Consider the following 19,936-nt stretch of genomic DNA (forward strand, 5'->3'; position numbering starts at 1 on the left):
AGTATGCCGTTCTGAGCCCCCATCAAGGTGGCCGCGCTTGCTCAGGAGCCGGCGCACACAACGTGCGCGCCGAAGTCTTCACAGCGATTTGCGGAGTGGCCTGAGCGCCGTGCGAATCTCGGAGATCATGAACTCCGGCTGCTCCCAGGCTGCGAAGTGTCCGCCCTTTGGAAGCTTATTGAAGTGGATGAGATTTGGATATGCTTGCTCTGCCCAACTCCTCGGCGCTTCATACATCTCGTCAGGGAACAAACTGCAAGCGACGGGGAGCTTGACGCCTTTGGTCGCGAAGAAAGAATTACCGGCTACCGTTTGCTCCCAGTAAAGGCGGGCTGCCGAAATCGCGGTGCCCGTGAACCAGAAGAGCGTGACGTTATCGAGGACATCGTCGGGCAAGAGGCCTTCTTTGACCCCGGCAAACGACCTCGCGATCATGGCATGGCTCTTCCAGTCGTGGTCGATCATGAAGGCCGCCAAGCCGACGGGTGAATCCACCAGCCCGGTCAGCGTTTGCGGACGCGTGCCCATGACGATCGCGTAGCCAAACTTATTCTCACGAACTTGCTCGCAGGCCTTCCTCTCTTCGGCCGACAGATCATCGGGCAGAGGGTAGCCGGACCAGATGAGCGCATCGATCTCGGGCGGTATCACCTCAGGCATGTTGGTGTGGATGCCGAGCAGTCCTTTGGGTTCCTGAGTTCCCATGTAGTTGACGACGATCGAACCCCAGTCACCGCCCTGCGCCACATACTGTTCGTAACCAAGACGGGACATCAGCTCAGCATAGGCACGCGCTATGCGCTGGGGGTTCCAGCCGGTCGTGCTTGGCTTGCCCGAGAAGCCGTAGCCCGGCATCGATGGAATGACGACGTGGAACGCATCCGCTTCGCTTCCTCCGTGCGCAGTCGGGTCAGTCAGGGGCTCAATCAGCTTCACTTGCTCAATGATCGAGCCCGGCCAGCCGTGCGCGATAAGCAGCGGCATCGCAGTTTCATGTTTGGAGCGGACGTGAATGAAATGAAAATCTAAACCGTCAATCTCGGTGATGAGATTGGGATACGAGTTTAACTTGGATTCGATCTTGCGCCAATCGTACTCGTCTGCCCAGTAGCGCGCAAGTTCTTGAATAGTTGCCAATCGTACACCTTGCGATTCGTCCGCGACCGTTTCTTTCTCCGGCCATCTGGTTGCCTTGATGCGACGCTTCAGTTCGGAAATTTCACTTTCCGGGATGTCGACACGGAAGGGACGGATTACATCGCCTTCGGCTGCTTCAGGCCCGCCTGTGGGGAGCACAATGGGCGCAATTGCGGCCGAGGCTGCCACGGGGGTAGGCTGGTTCGGGAGTGATGATGGCTCCGACATTGATCTTCTCCACTCGTCCGCGTCGCCACAGTCGGCGAGCAGCGGGATCGGAGAGTGGTTGACCGCGAGATCCTGGCTTTGTGCACACAAGCCACCGCAGCGCGGTTGCCTAGATCACACTCAAATGCCGATGGAGGCTGCGGCTCTTGCGACGAGGTCCTCCTCCCGCGGGTTACAAACCACTCGGTTCAGGAGCGACGTCGGCAAAGCTGTCGATGAAAAGCGGCTCGTCGGGAGCCCAAGTCTCACGCAGGAACGTTGATTGGGCGAAACTATATGCCTCGGCGAACAGCCCAGCAAGCAGCACCGTTGAGACCGCCCCCATCTTCTACCTGCCGCAACCGTCGCCATTCGAGGCTCTGGCTGTGCCTATGCGCCTCAGGGGGACCGTGCTGATGCTGCGGCTGTCAGGACAAGGGCTGTCTCTTCCTGGCACATTGCTGAAGTTGACCGAACTTCTGCAATGGCGAGGTGATCGGACCTCCCGTTCGGGTCCTCTAGGACTGAAGTTGACCCCTTGCTGACGTTCCATGTCCGATATCAGAGGGTGCACCAGGCTCATTGGACCTACGAGGAGACAGCGCTTTCCTCCACCCCGTAGTGGAGCCACACGACCCCGCCATCCAGTGTGTCGGTAGCGAGGTGGCGTAGCGATCGGCCTGCGGCGGGCTTCTCATCGTCCCCACCGACATATTCGAAGATGCTGGAAACTCCGGCCAATCCGTCGATCCCGGGATAGATCAGAAGGCTGATCTCGTCGATCAGTGCCGCCTTCAGGAACGCCCCGTTGATCCGGCCGCCGCCCTCGAGAAGGAGAGTCCTGACGCCAAAGGTCTCGCCGAGGATGTCCATTGCCCGGTGGAGGTCATGGCCATCCGGGCCGGCAAACAGATACGAGACACCGTCCTCGCGCAGTTCCGCGAGATACTCATCCGAGACCTGCTCGCCGAGGACGGCCACGATGTGATCGCCGCCTGCGTTGTCCTGCCCGTAGTGCAACTTGCCATGCGGATCGATGGCCACTGCAACGTCACGTCCCTTGCGATCAGCGGCATGGGTGCTGCGTAGATTGCCCGGGAGGGCCCGAGGGGTCCGCGCGGTGCCTTCCGCGTAGGCCTCCATGGTCGTGCGGCCGACGATCCATCCGTCAGCCTCGAACCGTGACGCTACCTGCTCATAGGTCCGGTGTACGATGTCCGCGTCGATGCCCGCGGCCGGAGGCGTCCAACGCTCGACCAGCAAGCGTCCATCGACGGAACTTACCATATGGCAGATGATCTTGGGACGCATGCAAGCTCCTCTCCGCGATCCACCACGTCGCCAGCCAGCCGAATTCAGGTCAGTTGGCTGCCTATTGGATGATGGCGTCTTGATAAGACTTGATATGGGATGCCCGCATCAGATGCAGGCATCCGGCACTTGGGTGCTGGTCTCGTCAGTTCCGGTACTGCGCGTCGGTGACGTGTTCCAGCCAATCGACATTCTTGCCGTCGACCATGTTCGTGATGGCGATATGGCTCATGGAGTTGGTGGCAGTGGCGCCATGCCAATGCTTGACCCCCGGCGATGTCCAGATCACGTCACCCGGCCTGACCTCGCGCTTCCGGCCGCCTTCCTCCTGCACCCATCCGGTTCCGGAGGTCACGATCAGGACCTGACCCGCGGGATGGGTGTGCCAGGCCGAGCGTGCGCCCGGCTCGAACGTGACGTGGCCACCGGACGATGACATGCTGTCGTTCGGGGCATACAGGGAATTCAGGATGACGGAGCCGGTGAACTGCGCCGACGCTCCTTTTGCCGAAGGTCGCGATCCGTTCGGCGTGATGACCATGCTCTCGGCGAGCGCGGGCACCGTGCCGAGGACCGCGAGCGAGATGGCAGTCGCGATGAGTTGCTTCATTGTCTTCCTTCCCTTCCGTTGTCGTGAGTGATGGAGGTCGTCCGGTTCACCGGGCACCGACGCCGTCGGGATTGGCGCGGCCATGTCTCGAGCATCGGCAGCGGAGGATTGCCGGCCGCGTGCCGTTTCAAACCGAACGCATCTTCCGGAAATTGCCCCTCCGCCACATGATGCCCGGCGGAGGGAGCGGCGAGCCCGGGGCGCGCGGGTCGCTCAGAGGGGGTTGTACCCGGGCTTCTTGTAGACCGTGTCCCACTTGCCGACGATGTCCGGCTTGTAGACCTTCTCGGCCCACTCGGCCGGCGCGACGTCCTCGATGCTGACCGAGACGGATCGCTCCGTGGAGTTCGTGGCGGCCATGACGGCCTTGGTGATCTCCTCGGCCAGTTTCGCCTTCTCCTGGTCGGACCTTCCGGCATACATCTTGACGATCACGTGGGGCATGGTCTTGCGTCCTTCGGCTCGGTGCGCAGGCAACGGTGCCCGCGGTTCCGTTCGTCGTTCCGGTACCCAGCCGCTTATCGCGGCGTGCATTCCGATCGGATCAGAATTCCTGGCTCGTGGGCCGGAAGAGAATCTCGTTCACGTCCACGTCCTCCGGTTGGTTCATGGCAAAGGCGACCATGCCGGCGAAGGATTCCGCAGGAACGGCTCCCTCGTAGGCCTTGCGGAAGTTCTCCGCGATGTCGGGTTCGGTGATGCTATCGGTCAGCTCGGTCGCGACCATGCCGGGGGAGATGATCGTGGTGCGGATGTTGTAGGGCTTGACCTCCTGCCGCAGCCCCTCCGAGATCACGCGGACCGCGTGCTTGGTCGCGGCATACACGGTGCCGCCCGCCCGGACCTTGTGCCCGGCGACGGACGACACGTTGATGATGTGCCCGCTCTTCTGCGCCTTCATGTGCGGCAGCGCGGCGCCTATGCCGTAGAGGACGCCCTTGATGTTCACGTCGATGGTGCGGTCCCAGTCCTCGGTCTTCAGTCGCTCGAGGGGAGAGGACGGCATCAACCCAGCATTATTGAGGAGCACGTCGATGCGGCCATGGAGCTGAACCGCTCGGTCCACCAGGTGCCTGACCTGCTCGTACTGCGTGACATCGGTCTGAACGACCGCATCATCGCCCAAGGACAGCGCCTTAGCGAGAGCCTGAAGCCGGTCGAGACGCCGTGCCCCCAGCACCAGCTTGGCTCCGTCCTGCGCGAGACGACGTGCCGTGGCCTCTCCCAGACCGCTGCTGGCTCCGGTGATGACAACCACCTTGTCCTTGATGCCTGATGTCATGGCTTTTCCTTTCCGAGGCTCGGGTTCAGTCGCCGTATTGTTCGTCGGTGACGTGCTCCATCCAGTCGACGGCCTTGCCGTCGAGCCTTTCCTGGATCGCGATGTGGGTCATGGCCGTGGTTGGCGACGCGCCGTGCCAATGCTTCTCGCCCGGAGGGAACCAGACCACGTCGCCGGGACGGATCTCCTGGACGGGACCGCCCTCACGTTGGACCCGGCCGACGCCGGCTGTCACGATCAGGGTCTGACCGAGGGGATGGGTGTGCCACGCGGTGCGGGCGCCGGGTTCGAAGGTGACCAGGGCACCAGCCGCACGGGCAGGCTCGTCCGCCTGGAACAGCGGATCGATCCGAACTGTACCCGTGAAGTATTCCTCCGGTCCTCTTCCGGACGGTTGCGAGCCGGCTCTCTTGATGTCCATGGCCAAATCCTTCCGTCGATGCGCGGTCCGCGCCTGCTGCCGATCATGAATCTAGCGACCGGGGGTGAGTGCGATCAGGAGCTGGACTCCGCATGGGGCTATTAGCGGGGGTTATGAATACGCTCGGAAACCCAGGCGTCAGCACGTGACCGCCGGCGCATGCAGGAGCCGCACCGCGACCGCGGCCGCGCCGAGCACGACGAGCGTGCTGGCGAGAAACACCGCTCCCAAGCCTGCCCCGCTCGCGATCAGCCCCAGGATCGGACTGGCGACGCCCAGCGCCAGGTCGAGGAAGGCCGTGTAGGCGCCCATGGCGAGACCGCGGCTTTCCGGCGGTGCGCTTTGCACGGCCTCGATCCCGAGGCCGGGGTAAACCAGCGAGTAGCCGACACCGGTCAGCACGGCCCCGGTCAAGGCGAGGGCAGCCCCAGGCGCCAGCCAGATCAGGGCCTGGCCGGCGGCTTCGATCAGCACGCTGACCAGCGCGACCTTTGCGCCGCCGAGCCTGTCGGGCAGGTGGCCGAAGACCATGCGCACCACCATGAAGGAGGCCGCAAAGGCACTGAAGGCGAGCCAGGCCGGACTCCAGCCGCGGTCGAGGAAGAGCAGCGAGATGAACGCCGTGATCGCACCGAAGCCGATGCTGCTGAACGCCAGTCCGATCCCGGGCACCCAGATGGCGCCGATCACCTTCGTGAAGGCTGGGCTGCCACGATGCTGGGGGGCGACGCGGCGCAGCGGCGCGACCAGGAGCAGCGTGGCCAATGGCATCAGGGTGGTGGCCAGCGCGATCGCCAGGAACCCGTAGCTCGCGTAGAGCGCTGTGCCGAGCGGCGCACCCAGCGCGAAGGCGGCATACATCGCGGTGCCGACCCAGGCCATGACCTTGCCGGTGTGTCGCGCGTCGACGAGCGCCAGTCCCCAGCTCAGCGCTCCCGTGATGATGAAGCTCTCCGCCCCGCCGAGCAGGGCCCGTCCCAGCAGCAGGATCGTGGCCGATGCCACCGGAGCGCGGACGAACTGGAGCGACAGAAGGTAGAGAAGGCCCGCGCCCACGGCCATCGCCAAGCCGGCAACGACCGCGCGTTTGGCGCCGCGGCTGTCGGAGTAATGCCCTGACCACACGCGGGAGATCAGGGATGCCGCGAACTGGCTGCCGGTCACGAGGCCGACCACGAAGGTGCCGAGGCCAAGGCCCTGGTGCACGTGAAGCGGAAGCACCGGCAGGGCAAGACCGATGACGAGGAAGGCGATCAGGACCACCGCCATGATCGGCATCAGTGCCATCGCGACGCCGGGAACCGGCGTCGAACGGGACGGGGTAAAGGACATCATACGTTTCCAAGAAGTGCACGTGGACCCGCGAAGGCGTTCAGGCGCGGTGCGCGGTGATTTCGGCTTGAACGGCTTGAAGGACGATCCTTCACGCCGGGCGTGACTGTCGGGTCCGCGGCATTGGGGGTTTGCTGCGGAGCGAGGCCGCACGGGCTAGTTCGATACTTTCATGCGATCGAGCGTGAACACGAAGTCCTGGCCCTCCCGGGACTTGTGACAGGCCATGCAGCGCGTGACGTTCTCGTTCCGGTTCACCATCCGGTCGGCATTGAAGGCCTGGAACTCCCACTCGCCATTGCGGACTTCCGGCGGGTACTGGGTGCCCCAGCCCACACGCTTCTCCATGACGACGTACCGAAAGAGCTTTCCGCCGCGGTAGTCCTCCATCGTGATCACCGTGCCGCTCGGGAGCGGCTGGCCGCTCCTCGCCGCGTCGATGGCCTTCTGGCTCGTGAACAGCTCTTCCCTGATGTTGCCGCGTTCCACCGTCGCGTAGTGCGTGCCCTCGGCATAGTTCTCGGGGAACCGGACCAGGTCGCCGTCTGCCCAAGCGACGGCCGCGGCTGCACCGAGGGTCAGCGCCGTTGCAAGCGTGCGGATCGGGATCGCCTTCATGACTGACCTCCTTCAAGGCTTGTGGGGCGCGCAGGCGCATCCGTCCGGAAGCACCTCGCCCGATCCGGGCCCGACGGACACGGTTCGCTGCGCCAACGGAGGAAATCTAGTTCTTGGCGCGGCATGCGATTAGATGGCATTATCCGCATGGGCCTATTAGGGAGGCTTATGAATGGCGGGAGAGAACCTGAACGACCTCCTGGCGTTCCTGAGCGTCGCGAGGGAGCGGAGCTTTACCAAGGCTGCGGCCAAGCTCGGGGTCTCGCAATCGGCGCTGAGCCAGACGATCCGCCAGCTCGAGGAGAGGCTCGGCCTTCGGCTCCTGACCCGCACCACGCGCAGCGTCTCGCCAACCGAGGCCGGCGAGCGCCTGCTCCGAAGCATCGGCCCGCGGCTCGACGAGATCGAAGCCGAGATCGAATCCTTGAGCGAACTCCGCGAGAGGCCCGCCGGCACCATCCGGATCACGGCCACGGACTACGCGATCGAGCAGGTCCTCTGGCCGAAGCTGGAGAGGTTTCTGCCCAAGTACCCGGACATCAAGGTCGAGCTGAGCATCGACTACGGACTGACGGACATCGCGGCCGAGCGGTACGACGCCGGCGTGCGGCTCGGCGAGCAGGTCGCCAAGGACATGATCTCGGTGCGGATCGGGCCGGACACCCGCTATGCGGTGGTCGGCTCAAAGCCCTACTTCGCCAGGCATCCGTCTCCCGAGACGCCGCAGGACCTGATCGGCCATAGCTGCATCAACCTGCGCCTGCCCACCCATGGCGGTTTGTACGCATGGGAGTTCGAGAAGGAGGGCGACGAACTGAGGGTGCGCGTGGAAGGACAGCTTGTCTTCAACGGCATCTTCCAGGTCCTCAAGGCAGCGGTGGCTGGCTTCGGACTTGCCCACGTGCCGGAGGACTTGGCGCAGCCCTATCTCGCGAAGGGCCGTCTCGTGCGGGTGCTCGAGGACTGGTGCCCGACCTGGCCCGGATACCACCTGTACTATCCGAGCCGCCGGCAGTCCTCCCCGGCGTTCGCCCTGCTGGTCGACGCCTTGCGCCACCGTGGCTGACGAACGGAAGAACGGAGGCGCAGCCAGCGGCCTGATCGGCTAGGAGGCGTCGACGGCGATCCAGCTCATGATCGTCCCGCCAATCGAACACAGCAGACCAGGCCCGTCCGCGGATGGGCTTTCGATCGCGCCTATCCCATCGACCTGTAGATCCTGTTCCTGCATGGGTGCCTCCACAGCCGACATTGCAATCAGGACCGTGATGAGAAGCCCTGCCGCCGCGGCCAACTGGGAGCCGATCGGTTTGGCGTCATCGATGACATCGATGACGTAGTCGGGAGTGTCGTCGCGGCGAGCACGGGGCATGTCGATCTTCCTCATTCTTGTTGCGATCCGCGCCGGGCTCTTGCCGAATGGCGCCTTCGCCGTCACGGCTCACGCGTCGGTCAGGTGCGAGACCAGCAGCGGCTAGCTTGGACGGCTGTCGAAGACGCCCTTGACCACCGGCAGGGCCGAGAACACGTTCGGCCAGCCGGCATAGAAGGCCAGATGCGTCAGGACCTCCGAGGCCTGCGACTTCGCCAGCCCGTTATCCATCGCCCGGTTGAGGTGATACGGGATCTGCGCAACCTGGCCCGACGCGATCAGAGCACTGACAGTGACGAGGCTGCGGTCCCGGGGCGTCAGGTCCGGGCGCAGCCACAGGTCCTTGAACAGCAGGTCCGTCGTGAATTGCAGCACGCCCGGGGACACGGTGCCAAAGCTCTCCTGATTGCGTGCGGCGCGTTGCGACTCGGCCGCCTCATTGAGCGGGAGAGGTTGTGGCGAGGCCATGGGAAGCTGATCGGCGCCGACTCCCCGCTGGGTGAAGACGTCCTTCGCGACGGCGACTGCCGCCATGGCATTGGCCCAGCCCGAGTAGAACGCGAGATGCGTGATGATCTCGGAGATCTCGGCGGGCTTGACGCCATTGTCGAGCGCCAGGTTGAGGTGGTGCGGCATCTCGATGGTCTGGTTGCGCGCGATGAGCGCCGCCACGGTGACGATGCTCCGGTCGCGGGGTGACAGACCCGGACGCTTCCACAGGTCCTCCTGGATCGTGCCGCTGGCGTACTTTTCGAGCGCTGGGGAAACCGTTCGGATGTCCTCGAGCGCCGGGGAAGCAGACGAGGTCGTCGACATTGCCGTGCCTCTCGATTGATCCGCGTGGGCAAACGCTGCGCCAAGGAGGGAAAGCGACGCCACCGTCGCTGCAAGCAGTCTCATGTCCGTGGGTCCTTTTGATCGAGTTGAGCCATCAGGCCCTCCGGAAACGGCGCTCCGGCTTGCCACCATCAAGGATAGGTGCTCGTTCGGCTCGGATTAGCCTCTCGATCCCGATAGGGCTTATCGTTCCAGCTTATCAATGAACGCGGTGGGCCTTCGTCGCCCGGCTGGTCGGGTCAGGACGCATTCACTGGCGGTCGACCGTCGCTTCCTGGGCAATCGGCCGGGGCGTTCTGTCGGCGACCATCCTGGTCCGCCACCTGCTGCCGCTGTTCCCATGCGGGGTTCGGCTTGGTGGCCGTCACCGGCACCGCGATGTTCGCCGGCATCGCTCTGGTCGTCACCTCCAGCCCGGCAGCGCTCTGGAAATTCGGGCTGATCGCCCTCGCGGGCGTGAACATCGTCATCTTCCACACCGGGGTATACCGGAGCGTGAAGGACTGGGACCTTCACGCCCGGACACCGCGAGGGGCCCAGGTCGCCGCGCTGGTCTCGGCGTCATCGTGGACAGGCGTGGTCATCGCCGGACGCCTTCTGGCGTACTGACCGGCACACAGCTTTGCTCATCTCTGCTGGGATGGAGAAGGGTGGGCGTGTCACTTCGGATGTCATGAATTCTCGAATGTCCGGATCTGGCACGGAGCTGAAGTTGGTCGAACGTCAGCTTCCGGGCGCGGTAGAGACACTGAGCTATTCCTGATGCCGATGGTCAGGTTGGCGCCCACGAACGGGGAACGTGCATGCTGCCTGCCGCCCCGGATCAGGAGTTCCAGGGACAGAGGGGGAAGCACTGCGACGCCGTGGGTCTACGGAGTTTGTTCGGCTGCGATGGCCTCACGCGAAACCGTTGCCCTGGCTTGCGCGGACTAGGCGCAGCACCGTGTCACGATCACCCGCCTAGAAAGCCTGCAAGGGCGTCCTGCCCGCGCGGGCGGTGTCGGGCGCCAGCAGGAAGTCGAGCGTGGCCCATGGTCCCTCAGAGGCGAGGCCACGGATGAGGTCGGTGAGACCGGAGATGACTTCACCCTGCTGGAACCGGCAGGCGGGATAGCGCCAGTCGCTGCCCTCCAGGATGGCGAGCAGGGTGCCGGCGCGCCGCCGCTCGTCGCCGACCTCACGCGCAATCCCGAGCAGCCGCGTGGCCTCCTCGGCCGATTGGGCACGGCCGGCCCGGCCCAGCAGTATCTCGCGATGTTCCGCATCCCGGGCCAGCGCGGGCGCGAGCGGGTCAGGATTGGTAACGGCTGGCACGACGACCTCGGAATTGGTTAGGAGACTGCCTGGCCGGTTGTCCTCGTCAGGGGAGGGGGCGAGCGACAAGGCCCGTCGGGGAGTGGTCCCCCTGAATGTTGCCCGGGAGCTGTCGGCGAATGTGCAAGCGTTCTTCGAGCAGTCTTGACCGCCCGTCACGAATGGACCGGATGCTCGTCCGCCAGGGTTCCGATCAGGCGCAGAAGCTCCTGCTGCTCCGGACCCAGCCCGGTGCTCAGGAATTCCGCGATCCCGACATGCTCGACCTGCCCGCCGGAGGCGATGTTGGCCTCGTGACGGACGAACACCGCGCCGGACGGATCCCGGATCAGGTACCAGTGGTCGCCATTCGGGCTGTCGTAGAGCTTGCGGGCTTTCTTCATGCGGGTGGTCCAAGACCGAATTCGCCCAGCGCCGCTTTCGTGAGGCCGTCGGGTCCGAGTTCGGGAGTGCCGTCGAGGCCCAGCAATTCGGCCAGCCTGTGCCGCGCCCGGTTGACCCGGCTCTTGATTGTGCCCTCCGCGACCCCGCAGATCCTGGCGGCCTCCTCGTAGGACAACCCCTCGGCCGTGACGAGGAGCAGAGCCTCGCGCTGGTCCAGCCGCAGCTTGGCGAGCGCCGCACGGAAGTCCTCGAAATCGACGTGGTCCTGCTGGTCGGGGTGAGCCTTCAGCTTCGCTGCGTAAGCTCCGTCGACGTCCTCGACCTCCCGCTTGCGCTTCCTGTAATCGGACAGGAAGAGGTTGCGCAGGATGGTGAAGAGCCAGGCGTGGAGATTGGTGCCCGGCTCGAAACGGTCGCGGTTGGCCTAGGCGCGCAGAACCGTGTCCTGAACGAGATCGTCGGCGCGCACGGGACTGTTGGTCAGCGAGATCGCAAAGGCGCGCAGGCTCGGGATGGCTGCGAGGAGTCCGTCGCGCAGCGAGGCTTCAGGCGTCATGCCGTGAAGCCTCCCGGATCTCGACCTCCCGGATGAGCTTCAGCAGATGGGCCGGCACGGGCTCCGCCAGAAGATCCGCATACATGGCCCGCAGCCCGGCAATGATCTGGAATTGCGCGGCAATCCGGGCATTCCGCAGCAGGCCATCGCTCCGCGGCAGACCGGGAACTGCCGCGAACAGGCCCCTGGGCTGCTTCTCCTCGATCGGGTGAGCCATGATGGTGTTCCTTCCGAAGCCGTGTTCCGCGAAAAACTGCGCGGGGAACGGGCCAGACCCGGCCTCGTTCCGGAGGAACAAACGATTTTTTAACCTATGTTTATGTCACGGGACGGCCGGAACCCGAGGCCGGCCACGCTGTTGGTCTGGCACCTCTCGCCGGGTTCTCGCCTGCCGTAGGCGGTGCGCTCACCCTGGATGCACTCACCAAAATAGCCGCCCTGACCGTGAGCAGCGTAGGGCGGCGACCCCGGCGAGAATTCTCCGAAACCCCAGACGCTGAGTGGCTGCGTTCGCCTGCCGATGAGACGAACCGACGTTCGGTTCGGCAGGGCGGGACGGCTCGGGCAATGCCCCGCTCCCTTGTCCCCGGAGCCGACCGGAACTCGATCGGTGCCGCATGGTTGCCTGTGCCGCGGGATCCCATGAACCCGTGCACGCCTTCGGGAGAGATTGGGCATGCAGGCGATGTATGCGGTATCGGGGAAATACTGGCGCGAGGCGTTGCTGTTCGCGGCCCTCACACGCATCGCGGCGGTGGTCGCGGCGCCGATCTGGCCGTGAGCATCACCACATCCCGCGACAGTCGGCGCCGCACGCCGCCGCAGGTGATGCCTCTCCGGATCATGCGAGAGGCCTGTTGCCCGCCCGAACCGTCCTCAACCTGATCGGCAGGGCAGGTTCCGCATCCGTCCCGGGTTTCGGTTCCTCAGCCGCAGCCCGGCGCCCTTTCGGGGTGAGGGCGTAGACGGCGGTGACGGTGCCCTCTGCCGGACTGTCCCGCAGACGCACCCGCATCAAGTGCTCACTCTCCTCCAGCAGCCGGATGAGGTGAAGCTCGCCGGGCCACACGCCCTGACGCGGCCGGGTGATCGAGGCCAGGCCCTCCGGGTCGGCCGCAGCCCGCCTGAGGATCGCGAGCAGGTCGGGTGTCATATCGGCTTCCGGTGCGCCGATCAGTGGAGCCGAAGGCCGTCGAACATCCTGGCGGACGCCATCTCCTGTTGGAGGTCAGCAAGGCGCTGCACCAGAGGCTGCCGCTCCCGTGCATGGCGGCGCTCCAGTTGCGCCAGCAGGCGCTCCTTCACGGCATTGGGACCCGGGCATCGCCCCAAGCCGTCCCGCTCCGCGCCGTAGCGCGCCTCGAGGTCGGCCAGGGTTTGCAGGGTGCTTTGGATCTCGGGGGGCAGATCGGACGGGTGGGCATCGTCCGGGGCCATCGTCCCGCGAGCGCTGACAGGCGACATGTGGACCTCCCGTGTGGGATCCCCGCGTGTGCGGGTCGGTCAGGCCGAGCTTACTCCTTCCGCCCCGGGATGGGAGAGAGTTGTCTCGCGGTGCAGCGGAGATGGGATGGTCCGCGTCGAGATGATCCGGGCGATCTGCGAATTCCAACAAGAGCACGCCGACATCGCCGCTGACCCGAAGGCGTGCCACCTCGAGGTCGCCGATGTCTCGGGAGCCGCCGTGCTGCGGATCGATCTGGACGAGATCGCCAGGAGCGATCCGGGAGGGACATCCCTCAACCGAGAGAGCGAAAGGCAACGTCGGATCCGGCTGCCCGGGAACGGTTCAGGACACGAACACGCATGAGGGATCAATCCGGCAGGCATGGCCGAGGACCGAGTCGGCTGTTGGGAGACATCCGTCCGGGAAGGATACCGGCCCGCCTTCGGGTCGTCCTGATCGGGCCAGGGGTCTTGTTGCGGGAACGCCGACGCATTGAGGCGGCGTTCTGCCGCTTGAAGGACCTCCGACGCGTGGCTACCCGTTACGGCAAGCTGGCCGCCAACTACGCCTCCGCTGTCGCCCTTGCTGGCGTCGTCGCGTTCTGGACCCGACAACGAATAGCCGGAGCTTGTCCCTTGACCGGATCAACCGATGCCGCCCGGAAGTTCGACGCCTCTCGGGCCGGGGAGTATGAACAGCAAAGTCGCATCGCCTTGGCGGGATACGACGCCTGCCATGAACTCGCCGCTTGCATGCTGGCCGCTGCACTCGGCAACGGGACGACCGCACGGGTCCTGGTCGCTGGAGCAGGCGGGGGAGCGAAAGAGGTCGTGACTGCTGGAGCGTTGGAGCCGCACTGGCAGTTCACGGCGGTCGATCCCTCTCAGCCCATGATGGAGCTTGCTGTCGCACGCCTCGAGGAGCACGGCCTTCGGGATCGGACGGACGTGGTGCTCGGCACGGTCGATGACCTGGCGCCCGATGAGCAGTTCGACGCTGCCACGCTGATCGGGGTATTGCACCACCTGCCTGGAGACGAGGCCAAACGCGCCATCCTGCGCTCGCTGGCTCTGAGGCTCAAACCCGGAGCCCCCCTCGTGGTTGCGGGCAACCACTACGCCTACGCCAGCCAGCCGCTTCTCTTGGCCGCCTGGGGCGAGCGCTGGCGTCAACAGGGGGCAAGCCCTGAGGAGGTCACCGCGAAGCAGGCCAAGATCCTGCAAGGGGCCGACCCACCCCATTCGGAGGAAGCGGTCGCGGCCTTGCTGCGCGACGGCGGCTTCGAGCCGCCCACGCGATTCTTCTCCAGCCTGTTCTGGGGCGCTTGGATCACGCGGCGACGAGCGGAACGGAACACAAGCGATTGAGTCCTGGCCCTGAACATGAGGGCTCCAGGATTCCCTCAATGAACTTACGCGCGCGAAAGACGCCGCGCCGGATTCGCATGACTGTGCGTCCGTCCAGAAGGCGTAAAACAGGCGCGTTGCAGCTCTCGTCGCAGGAGCGGGATCCGGCGCAGCTCCGTCGTGTCATCGGCCCTCCGGCGGGCCTGCCATCCTGGCGGGGAAGGGCCCTGCCAGGGGAGGAAGCTGGCAGGGCCACAGTTGAGGCCGAGGAGACGGAAGGACCTCAAGGCCGCCTCTACCGGAAGGACGATCTCTCCCGCTCTTACACAGGTGAAACGGGGCCGCAGTTTCTCCCGCCGGACGCCTGGAGCGTCCCGCCCGGCCCTCTCCTACTTTCGAGGATCGCGGCGCTTCGGGAGCCAATGGATAAGACGGGCCGGTCGAGCTGCTTGCGGGAGGTCTGGATGAGGCGCTCCGTGTCTCCGGCGGATTTCGAGACAGCTCGAGCGACAATCGCACCGCGCGGTCATGGCTGCCGAGAGGGTTCGGCCGGGTGCGACGGTTACTCTCCGATCGGCTCGTGGCCTCAGCATATGCTCCGCCGCCCGGAGCCGTCGCTCAAGTATGTTCCAGCCACGGATCGGTCATCGGCACTCAGGAAGTCAGCCGGCAGGGAGGATCATCCGGCTCCCTGGCATGCCTTCTACCGCCTGCGTCTCCACACGCCGAGCCGGGCCGAGCGGGCCTGATCCTCGGCCGCCTGGAGTTCCTCGGGCGCGTCCGGGGTCGCTCGGCCCCCGCCGGCCGCCAGAATGATGGCCGAGAGATCATGACTCCCGATCCGGCAGCGCTGGAAGCCCGGTGTCTCACCTGGCGCACAGGCAACCTCCCGGCGCCGCAGGAACCGGGCGAGCTGCCGGGCCATGTTGCCTCTCTCGCCCTGAATCCCTTCCAGGCGAATGACCGTGCCGCGAATGGCCAGGGTCCCGGTGTCCAGCACCTCCGGAACCCCGCGCACGAGGTCGTCGCCTGGTTCGGACGGCACGGGGTCACGCGGACCGGCTTCGGGTGCCGCCTGATGGGCCGGAGCCTGGCGCTTCCGGGCCAGCAGCGGAGCGGCCCGGCTCTGGAAGTCGCGCCAGACCTGCGCCGGCAGGTCTCCGCCCACGACCTTGTTCATGGGCGTGTTGTCGTCATTGCCGACCCAGACGCCGACGATGAGATCGGGGGTGAAGCCGATGAACCAGGCGTCCCGGTATTCCTGCGTGGTGCCCGTCTTGCCGCCGGCCTGAATGTTCGGCAGCCGTGCCGCCTTGCCGGTCCCCTCGCGCGTTACCGCCTGAAGGAGGTCGAGCATCATCCCCCGGCTCTCGCCAAGGTCGGCCGGGGAGGTCGAGGTCGGGGCCGGGCGGGTGACCAGCACCTGCTGGCCACCACCTTGAATCGACCGCACCGTGTACGGCTCCACGGTCTCATTGCCGGTCGCCACCACCGCGTAGGCGCGCGTCATCTCCAGCAAGGTGACCTCGGCGGCTCCGAGAGCCAGGCTCGGCACCGCCGGCAACTCCGAGCGGACGCCGAGCCGCTTCGCCGTCTCGATGACGGCCTCAATCCCGACCTCGTCCGCGAGCTGCGCCGCCACCGTGTTGATGGACTGCGCGAAGGCGGCCCGGAGGGGAACCGGACCCTTGAAGCGCCCGCTCGCGTTCTGGGGCTCCCAATCGCCGATCCGCGTCGGCTCATCCACGACGGTCGACTGGGGCGTGTAGCCCCGCTGCAAGGCGGCCAGGTAGACGAACAGCTTGAACAGGGAGCCGGCCCGTCGCCGGGCCTGGGTGGCTCGGTTGAACTGGCTTGCCTCGTAGTCGCGCCCGCCGACCAGCGCCCGGATCGCACCGTCCGGGGCAAGGGCGACGAGGGCCGCCTGCGAAGCGTTCTTCGGTCGCCCTTCCGCCTCCAGGCGCCGCGCGATCACGCCCTCGGCGAGCTGCTGCAACTCGAGATCGAGCGTGGTGCGCAGCGTCAGGTCACCCGAAGATCCGCCCAGGAGACGCCGCGCATCGGCTGTGGCGATGTCGACGAAGTAGTTCGTGCCGGGCGGCGTCTCCGGCGGCGTGCGGAGACTGACGGGCTCCGCGCGCGCGGCATCCGCCTGCTCGGGTGTGATGGCCCCGGTCTCGACCATGGCTTGCAGCACCGTGTCGGCCCGCTCCTTCGCTCCACCCAGGTTGCGCGTGGGGGCAAGCTGCGAGGGCGCCCGGACGAGGCCGGCGAGCAGGGCCGCCTCGGCGAGCGACAGGTCCTTGGTGGCCTTGCCGAAGTAACGCCGGGCCGCCGCGTCGACCCCGTAGGCACCGGCGCCGAAATAGGCGGTGTTCAGGTAGCGCACGAGGATCTCCTCCTTGCTGGCCTGTCGCTCCAGCCAGAGCGAGAGGATCGCCTCCTGGATCTTGCGGCGCAGGTTCTGCTCCGGCGACAGGAACATCAGGCGCACCAACTGCTGGGTGATGGTGCTGCCGCCCTCCCGGGTCTCCCCGGCCTGCCAGTTGCGCCACGCGGCGCGGACGATGCCTTGAGGATCGATGCCGAGGTGCTCGTGGAAGCGGCGGTCCTCGATGGCGATGATGGCCTGCCCGAGGTGCTCCGGCATGTCCGCTGCCGTGAGCTTGCTGCCCTTGAAGACGCCGCGGGTCGCGAAGGTCTCGCCGCCGTCGGCCTCGAGCACGAGGGCGCTGGGTGTCGGGTCGACCTGCAAGCCGCCATTCAGGGGGAGCGTCGCGATGCTGTAGATGACGATGATGGCGAGCAGGGTTCCTGCGGCGCCCGTGACGATCAGGGCGTGGCGCAATCGGATCCGTCGCAGGACGCGGTGCATTTCCCTGCCGACGCGCCTCAGGCCGTGGACGATGGGCTTCCGCCATGGCCCGAGCACCGCCCCAGCCTGCACCCGCACGATGCCGGCAAAGCGAGCTGCACTCGCCCTGATGGCGCGGGTGCCCGCGGCGAGTATCCGGACGAGCCGCCTGCCTTCCGCCCACGCCTTCGTTGCGGCCGGTGCCGCCGATGCGGCGATCCGTTCGAGCCGGGAGTGCGTCCGTGGCGGCACTGGCTCCGCCAACGACAGGATGTCCCTTTGCGGCTGGTTCCCGGGAGGCTCATCCGTCGTTGGGTCGGGTGTCGTCACGTCCTCGGCTTTCCCCTGCTGCGCCGTTACAACCCAGGACCCGCCATTCGCGTTGCGCCGGGCAGGGCCGCTTGTGCCCAAGTGGAGCGTGGCCGTGCAAGAGCCTCCGCTGCCACGTCCCCGGGAGGGATCCGGTTTCCGCAAGACAGGCTGAAGTCGGCTCGAGCTACCCTCAGCTCTGGATATCCCGGACGGGGAGAGGAGGCGATCGGCCAGCCGTCCGGCAGGAACCCTCCGTGGCAAGGTGCCGTGTGCGCTCGCGGAACTCCCGCCCGCCGGGTGCGTTCCGGGGCAGGGAGCGTGCTGCCTGCCAGCGCTCCCGCAGCAGCGGTCGCAATACTCTGACGGCTTCGCAAGTGAGGGATCGGGAGGCGATCGCGGGTGAGCCGCAGGCACCAGCCACTTATGGCTGAGGAACCAGGCGTTCCCCCGATCAGGAGCCAAGGGTTCCACGACGGCGAGGCTCACTGACCTGACAGGCTCGGCCCCGTCCGGTTACGATCCCGGCGGGGTCGATGTTTCTCGTCCGCTCCGCGCTACGGGCTCCGTCTTAACAAAGCTTGGCCTTAGTGTCGTCGCATCCGGCACCGACCTTCCGCGGCTCGAATCACCCGGCGGAGGAGGCTGCATGCGGAGGACTGCGGAGGCATTGCGCTTGATGATCGTCGAGGATGAGGCCGCGATCGGCCTCGCCCTGGCCGACGCGCTCACGGACGAGGGGCATCGGATCATCGGTCCCTTCACGACCCAGCGCGAGGCGCTGGGTGCTCTGGATCAGACCCGGCCGGATGTTGCCATTCTCGATCTCACGCTCCGGGACGGCTTCTGCTCCGGCCTGGTGCGCGAGCTGCGGTCCCGCGACCTGCCGTTCCTCGTCTACTCCGGCCATGCCCGGAAGCGGATGACCACCGACGACCTTCAGGGCGTGCCCTGGATCGAGAAGCCGGGTTGCTGGAATGAACTCGCGACCACCCTCGACACCTTGGCGGATCGGGTGAGGCGAACGCCCATCTGAGGCGCCCGTCGGTGTGAGCCGCGGCGGATCAGGTCGTTGTGGCGCCGTTCAGGAGTGATCGCTGACCAAGACCAGCGGCAGGATTCCCTCGCCTGCACCGAACCAGGAGGCGCAATCATCATGATGCAGCGACCATCCGAGCCGTCCCAACCGGGATCGGTGAGCCGTTGCGGGTGAGGCACGAAGGGCTGACGGTCGAGCCCTGTCCTTGGGTATCCTCTCGACCTGCCGACGCGATCGGGAGCGGGGCGCAGCCCGTTCGGGAGCCATGACGGCGGGTCCTGACCTCCGCGGCGGGATCCTGGAGGCTCTCCCGCACCTTCGGGTCTTTGCGATCTCGCTCACGGGTGACCTCGATCGGGCCGATGACCTGGTCCAGGAGGCGATCGTGAAGGCACTCGGCCATCTCGGCCAGTTCACGCCCGGCACGAACCTGCGGGCGTGGCTGTTCACGATCCTGCGCAACGAGTTCTACACCCTTCACCGGAAGCGCCGGCGCGAGGTTCAGGATCCGGACGGCCTCCTGGCCGCGAGGCTCGCCGCCGCCCCCGTTCAGGATAGGCACCTCGACCTGGAGGATCTCAAGGCCGCGCTCCTGTGGCTTCCCGTCGAGCAGCGCGAGGCCGTGCTGCTGGTCGCGGGCGGGATCAGCTACGAGGAGACAGCGCAGATTTGCGGAGCGGCCGTCGGGACGATCAAGAGCCGCGTGAACCGTGGTCGCAAGAGCTTGGCGGAACTGCTTGGGATTGTGGATCCGGAGGACATTGGCGCGGACTGTGTCATGAAGGCCTCCTTGCCCCGTGAGTGATGGCTCGCGGCAGCAGTTGTTCGCATCCCGGCCCAAGCCGACGGAGGCCGCGAGTGAAGGTAGCCTAGCGGCGGTCGGTCCGGCGACCTTCGCCAAGGTTCCCGGAGAAGCTGACGGACGGCCCGCACCACGCGCGCGGCACGCATCCGGATGTGATCCGCGGCGGTCCGCTCATCCGGATCGTTCGAGAAGGCCTTGACGAGCTCGAGCACCATCGTGACCCGGCGGCGGCCCCTCGGGTCGAGTGCGGCCAGCGTGTCATCGAGGTTCACGCCTGTCGTGCCGCGCACCGACGCGGTCTCCGCGATGCCTTCGATGCGCGCCTGAAGGCGGAGGATGTGGCGGGCGACGGTCACGGGGAAACGCAACTCGGGAGCTATAGCTTGGTCCGAACGGCTGCGCTGCATGGACGTTCCACGGCAGCGGTGCGGCATTTGGTTAGCGGCCTTGCCGCATCCGCGGCAATCGAAACGATCTCGCGGCCACGCTGTTGGTCTGGCATCTCTCGCCGGGTTCTCGCCTGCCGGAGGTGGTGCGCTCACCCCGGATGCACTCACAGAAATCGCCGCCCTGACCGTGAGCAGCGTAGGGCGGCGGCGACCCCGGCGAGAACCCTCCGAAACCCCAGTCGCTGGATCATCCGCGTTCGCGAATGTTGGCGTTCAGTCCCTCGCCCTCGCGCTCGAGGTGCAGGTAGTCGGCGTTGAAAGCTGCAACCCTCTGCAAGGCATTCAGGTCCAGAAGGGTGAGGCGCC

At 66.2% G+C, this 19,936-nt stretch carries 23 protein-coding genes and 2 pseudogenes; 8 read left to right on the top strand and 17 right to left on the bottom strand.

Annotation, left to right across the window (positions count from 1 at the left end; all coding sequences use genetic code 11):
* Positions 1–78 precede the first annotated feature (78 nt).
* From BN1233_RS39955 to BN1233_RS39985, 7 genes are all read right to left on the bottom strand, one after another.
* Positions 79–1,365: an epoxide hydrolase family protein gene (locus BN1233_RS39955; protein WP_046869242.1), complete on the bottom strand. Its 1,287-nt coding sequence runs from the start codon at positions 1,363–1,365 to the stop codon at positions 79–81.
* A gap of 567 nt (positions 1,366–1,932) precedes the next feature.
* Entirely contained in the window at positions 1,933–2,655 is a 723-nt protein-coding gene (locus tag BN1233_RS39960) for a dihydrofolate reductase family protein (RefSeq protein WP_074078475.1), read from the bottom strand.
* A 145-nt stretch (positions 2,656–2,800) separates the two neighbouring features.
* Positions 2,801–3,265: a (R)-mandelonitrile lyase gene (locus tag BN1233_RS39965; RefSeq protein ID WP_046869243.1), complete on the bottom strand. Its 465-nt coding sequence runs from the start codon at positions 3,263–3,265 to the stop codon at positions 2,801–2,803.
* A 213-nt stretch (positions 3,266–3,478) separates the two neighbouring features.
* The gene (locus BN1233_RS39970; RefSeq protein ID WP_046869244.1) at positions 3,479–3,709 is read right to left on the bottom strand and encodes a tautomerase family protein; all 231 of its coding nucleotides are present in this window, start codon (positions 3,707–3,709) and stop codon (positions 3,479–3,481) included.
* A gap of 100 nt (positions 3,710–3,809) precedes the next feature.
* Entirely contained in the window at positions 3,810–4,547 is a 738-nt protein-coding gene (locus BN1233_RS39975; RefSeq protein ID WP_046869245.1) for an SDR family oxidoreductase, read from the bottom strand.
* Between the two features lie 25 nt (positions 4,548–4,572).
* Positions 4,573–4,968, bottom strand: a complete 396-nt coding sequence (locus tag BN1233_RS39980) for a (R)-mandelonitrile lyase (protein ID WP_046869246.1) — start codon at positions 4,966–4,968, stop codon at positions 4,573–4,575.
* Between the two features lie 138 nt (positions 4,969–5,106).
* A complete protein-coding gene (locus BN1233_RS39985) occupies positions 5,107–6,237 on the bottom strand; it encodes an arabinose transporter (RefSeq protein ID WP_425311789.1) in 1,131 nt (376 codons plus the stop codon).
* Here BN1233_RS39985 and BN1233_RS48945 point away from each other — a divergent pair.
* Positions 6,236–6,406: a hypothetical protein gene (locus BN1233_RS48945; RefSeq protein WP_187144485.1), complete on the top strand. Its 171-nt coding sequence runs from the start codon at positions 6,236–6,238 to the stop codon at positions 6,404–6,406. The two genes, BN1233_RS39985 and BN1233_RS48945, sit on opposite strands and share 2 nt — an antisense overlap.
* Before the next feature lie 50 nt (positions 6,407–6,456).
* Here the strand turns inward: BN1233_RS48945 and BN1233_RS39990 are convergent, their stop codons facing one another.
* Positions 6,457–6,918, bottom strand: a complete 462-nt coding sequence (locus BN1233_RS39990; RefSeq protein WP_046869248.1) for a cytochrome P460 family protein — start codon at positions 6,916–6,918, stop codon at positions 6,457–6,459.
* 172 nt (positions 6,919–7,090) lie between these two features.
* On the opposite strand from BN1233_RS39990, the gene BN1233_RS39995 reads away from it, so the two are divergent.
* A complete protein-coding gene (locus BN1233_RS39995; RefSeq protein ID WP_046869249.1) occupies positions 7,091–7,984 on the top strand; it encodes a LysR family transcriptional regulator in 894 nt (297 codons plus the stop codon).
* A 39-nt stretch (positions 7,985–8,023) separates the two neighbouring features.
* On the opposite strand, the gene BN1233_RS40000 is transcribed toward BN1233_RS39995, so the two are convergent.
* Together BN1233_RS40000 and BN1233_RS40005 are read right to left on the bottom strand one after the other, a co-directional pair.
* Positions 8,024–8,290: a hypothetical protein gene (locus BN1233_RS40000; protein ID WP_046869250.1), complete on the bottom strand. Its 267-nt coding sequence runs from the start codon at positions 8,288–8,290 to the stop codon at positions 8,024–8,026.
* Positions 8,291–8,392: 102 nt separating this feature from the next.
* Positions 8,393–9,190, bottom strand: a complete 798-nt coding sequence (locus tag BN1233_RS40005; protein WP_046869251.1) for a carboxymuconolactone decarboxylase family protein — start codon at positions 9,188–9,190, stop codon at positions 8,393–8,395.
* Positions 9,191–9,481: 291 nt separating this feature from the next.
* Between BN1233_RS40005 and BN1233_RS40010 the strand changes: the two genes are divergently transcribed.
* A complete protein-coding gene (locus BN1233_RS40010) occupies positions 9,482–9,736 on the top strand; it encodes a hypothetical protein (RefSeq protein WP_052764127.1) in 255 nt (84 codons plus the stop codon).
* A 351-nt stretch (positions 9,737–10,087) separates the two neighbouring features.
* Here BN1233_RS40010 and BN1233_RS40015 read toward each other — a convergent pair whose 3' ends face one another.
* From BN1233_RS40015 to BN1233_RS40040, 6 genes and pseudogenes are all read right to left on the bottom strand, one after another.
* Positions 10,088–10,441 (bottom strand): hypothetical protein, encoded by a 354-nt coding sequence (locus BN1233_RS40015; protein ID WP_052764128.1) that lies wholly within the window; start codon positions 10,439–10,441, stop codon positions 10,088–10,090.
* Positions 10,442–10,596: 155 nt separating this feature from the next.
* On the bottom strand, positions 10,597–10,824 hold the full coding sequence (locus tag BN1233_RS40020) for a hypothetical protein (RefSeq protein WP_046869252.1): 228 nt from the start codon (positions 10,822–10,824) through the stop codon (positions 10,597–10,599).
* Positions 10,821–11,381: pseudogene (locus BN1233_RS40025) on the bottom strand (sigma-70 family RNA polymerase sigma factor). The gene BN1233_RS40020 and the pseudogene BN1233_RS40025 overlap by 4 nt, the downstream one beginning before the upstream one ends.
* A complete protein-coding gene (locus BN1233_RS40030; RefSeq protein ID WP_046869253.1) occupies positions 11,371–11,598 on the bottom strand; it encodes a NepR family anti-sigma factor in 228 nt (75 codons plus the stop codon). Before BN1233_RS40030 ends, BN1233_RS40025 begins: the two are co-directional and overlap by 11 nt.
* Before the next feature lie 624 nt (positions 11,599–12,222).
* On the bottom strand, positions 12,223–12,534 hold the full coding sequence (locus tag BN1233_RS40035; protein ID WP_046869254.1) for a hypothetical protein: 312 nt from the start codon (positions 12,532–12,534) through the stop codon (positions 12,223–12,225).
* A gap of 20 nt (positions 12,535–12,554) precedes the next feature.
* Positions 12,555–12,845: a hypothetical protein gene (locus BN1233_RS40040; protein WP_046869255.1), complete on the bottom strand. Its 291-nt coding sequence runs from the start codon at positions 12,843–12,845 to the stop codon at positions 12,555–12,557.
* Between the two features lie 106 nt (positions 12,846–12,951).
* Here BN1233_RS40040 and BN1233_RS40045 point away from each other — a divergent pair, with 106 nt between their 5' ends.
* The 3 genes and pseudogenes from BN1233_RS40045 (at position 12,952) to BN1233_RS40050 (ending at position 14,195) form a co-directional block, all read left to right on the top strand.
* The gene (locus BN1233_RS40045; RefSeq protein ID WP_046869256.1) at positions 12,952–13,191 is read left to right on the top strand and encodes a hypothetical protein; all 240 of its coding nucleotides are present in this window, start codon (positions 12,952–12,954) and stop codon (positions 13,189–13,191) included.
* 113 nt (positions 13,192–13,304) lie between these two features.
* Positions 13,305–13,433, top strand: a pseudogene (locus BN1233_RS47970) (IS5/IS1182 family transposase); the annotation flags it as partial.
* 30 nt (positions 13,434–13,463) lie between these two features.
* Positions 13,464–14,195: a class I SAM-dependent methyltransferase gene (locus tag BN1233_RS40050; protein ID WP_046869275.1), complete on the top strand. Its 732-nt coding sequence runs from the start codon at positions 13,464–13,466 to the stop codon at positions 14,193–14,195.
* Positions 14,196–14,877: 682 nt separating this feature from the next.
* Here BN1233_RS40050 and BN1233_RS40060 read toward each other — a convergent pair.
* Complete coding sequence (locus BN1233_RS40060; protein ID WP_063779860.1) at positions 14,878–17,358, bottom strand: PBP1A family penicillin-binding protein; 2,481 nt, start codon at positions 17,356–17,358, stop codon at positions 14,878–14,880.
* A gap of 628 nt (positions 17,359–17,986) precedes the next feature.
* On the opposite strand from BN1233_RS40060, the gene BN1233_RS40065 reads away from it, so the two are divergent.
* Entirely contained in the window at positions 17,987–18,373 is a 387-nt protein-coding gene (locus tag BN1233_RS40065; protein WP_052764129.1) for a response regulator, read from the top strand.
* A gap of 268 nt (positions 18,374–18,641) precedes the next feature.
* Positions 18,642–19,181 carry a sigma-70 family RNA polymerase sigma factor gene (locus BN1233_RS40070; protein ID WP_046869258.1) on the top strand — a complete coding sequence of 180 codons (540 nt, stop codon included), beginning with the start codon at positions 18,642–18,644 and terminating at the stop codon, positions 19,179–19,181.
* Positions 19,182–19,936: the final 755 nt, after the last annotated feature.

It is taken from the genome of Microvirga massiliensis (assembly GCF_001006805.1).
Classification (GTDB): Bacteria; Pseudomonadota; Alphaproteobacteria; order Rhizobiales; family Beijerinckiaceae; genus Microvirga; species Microvirga massiliensis.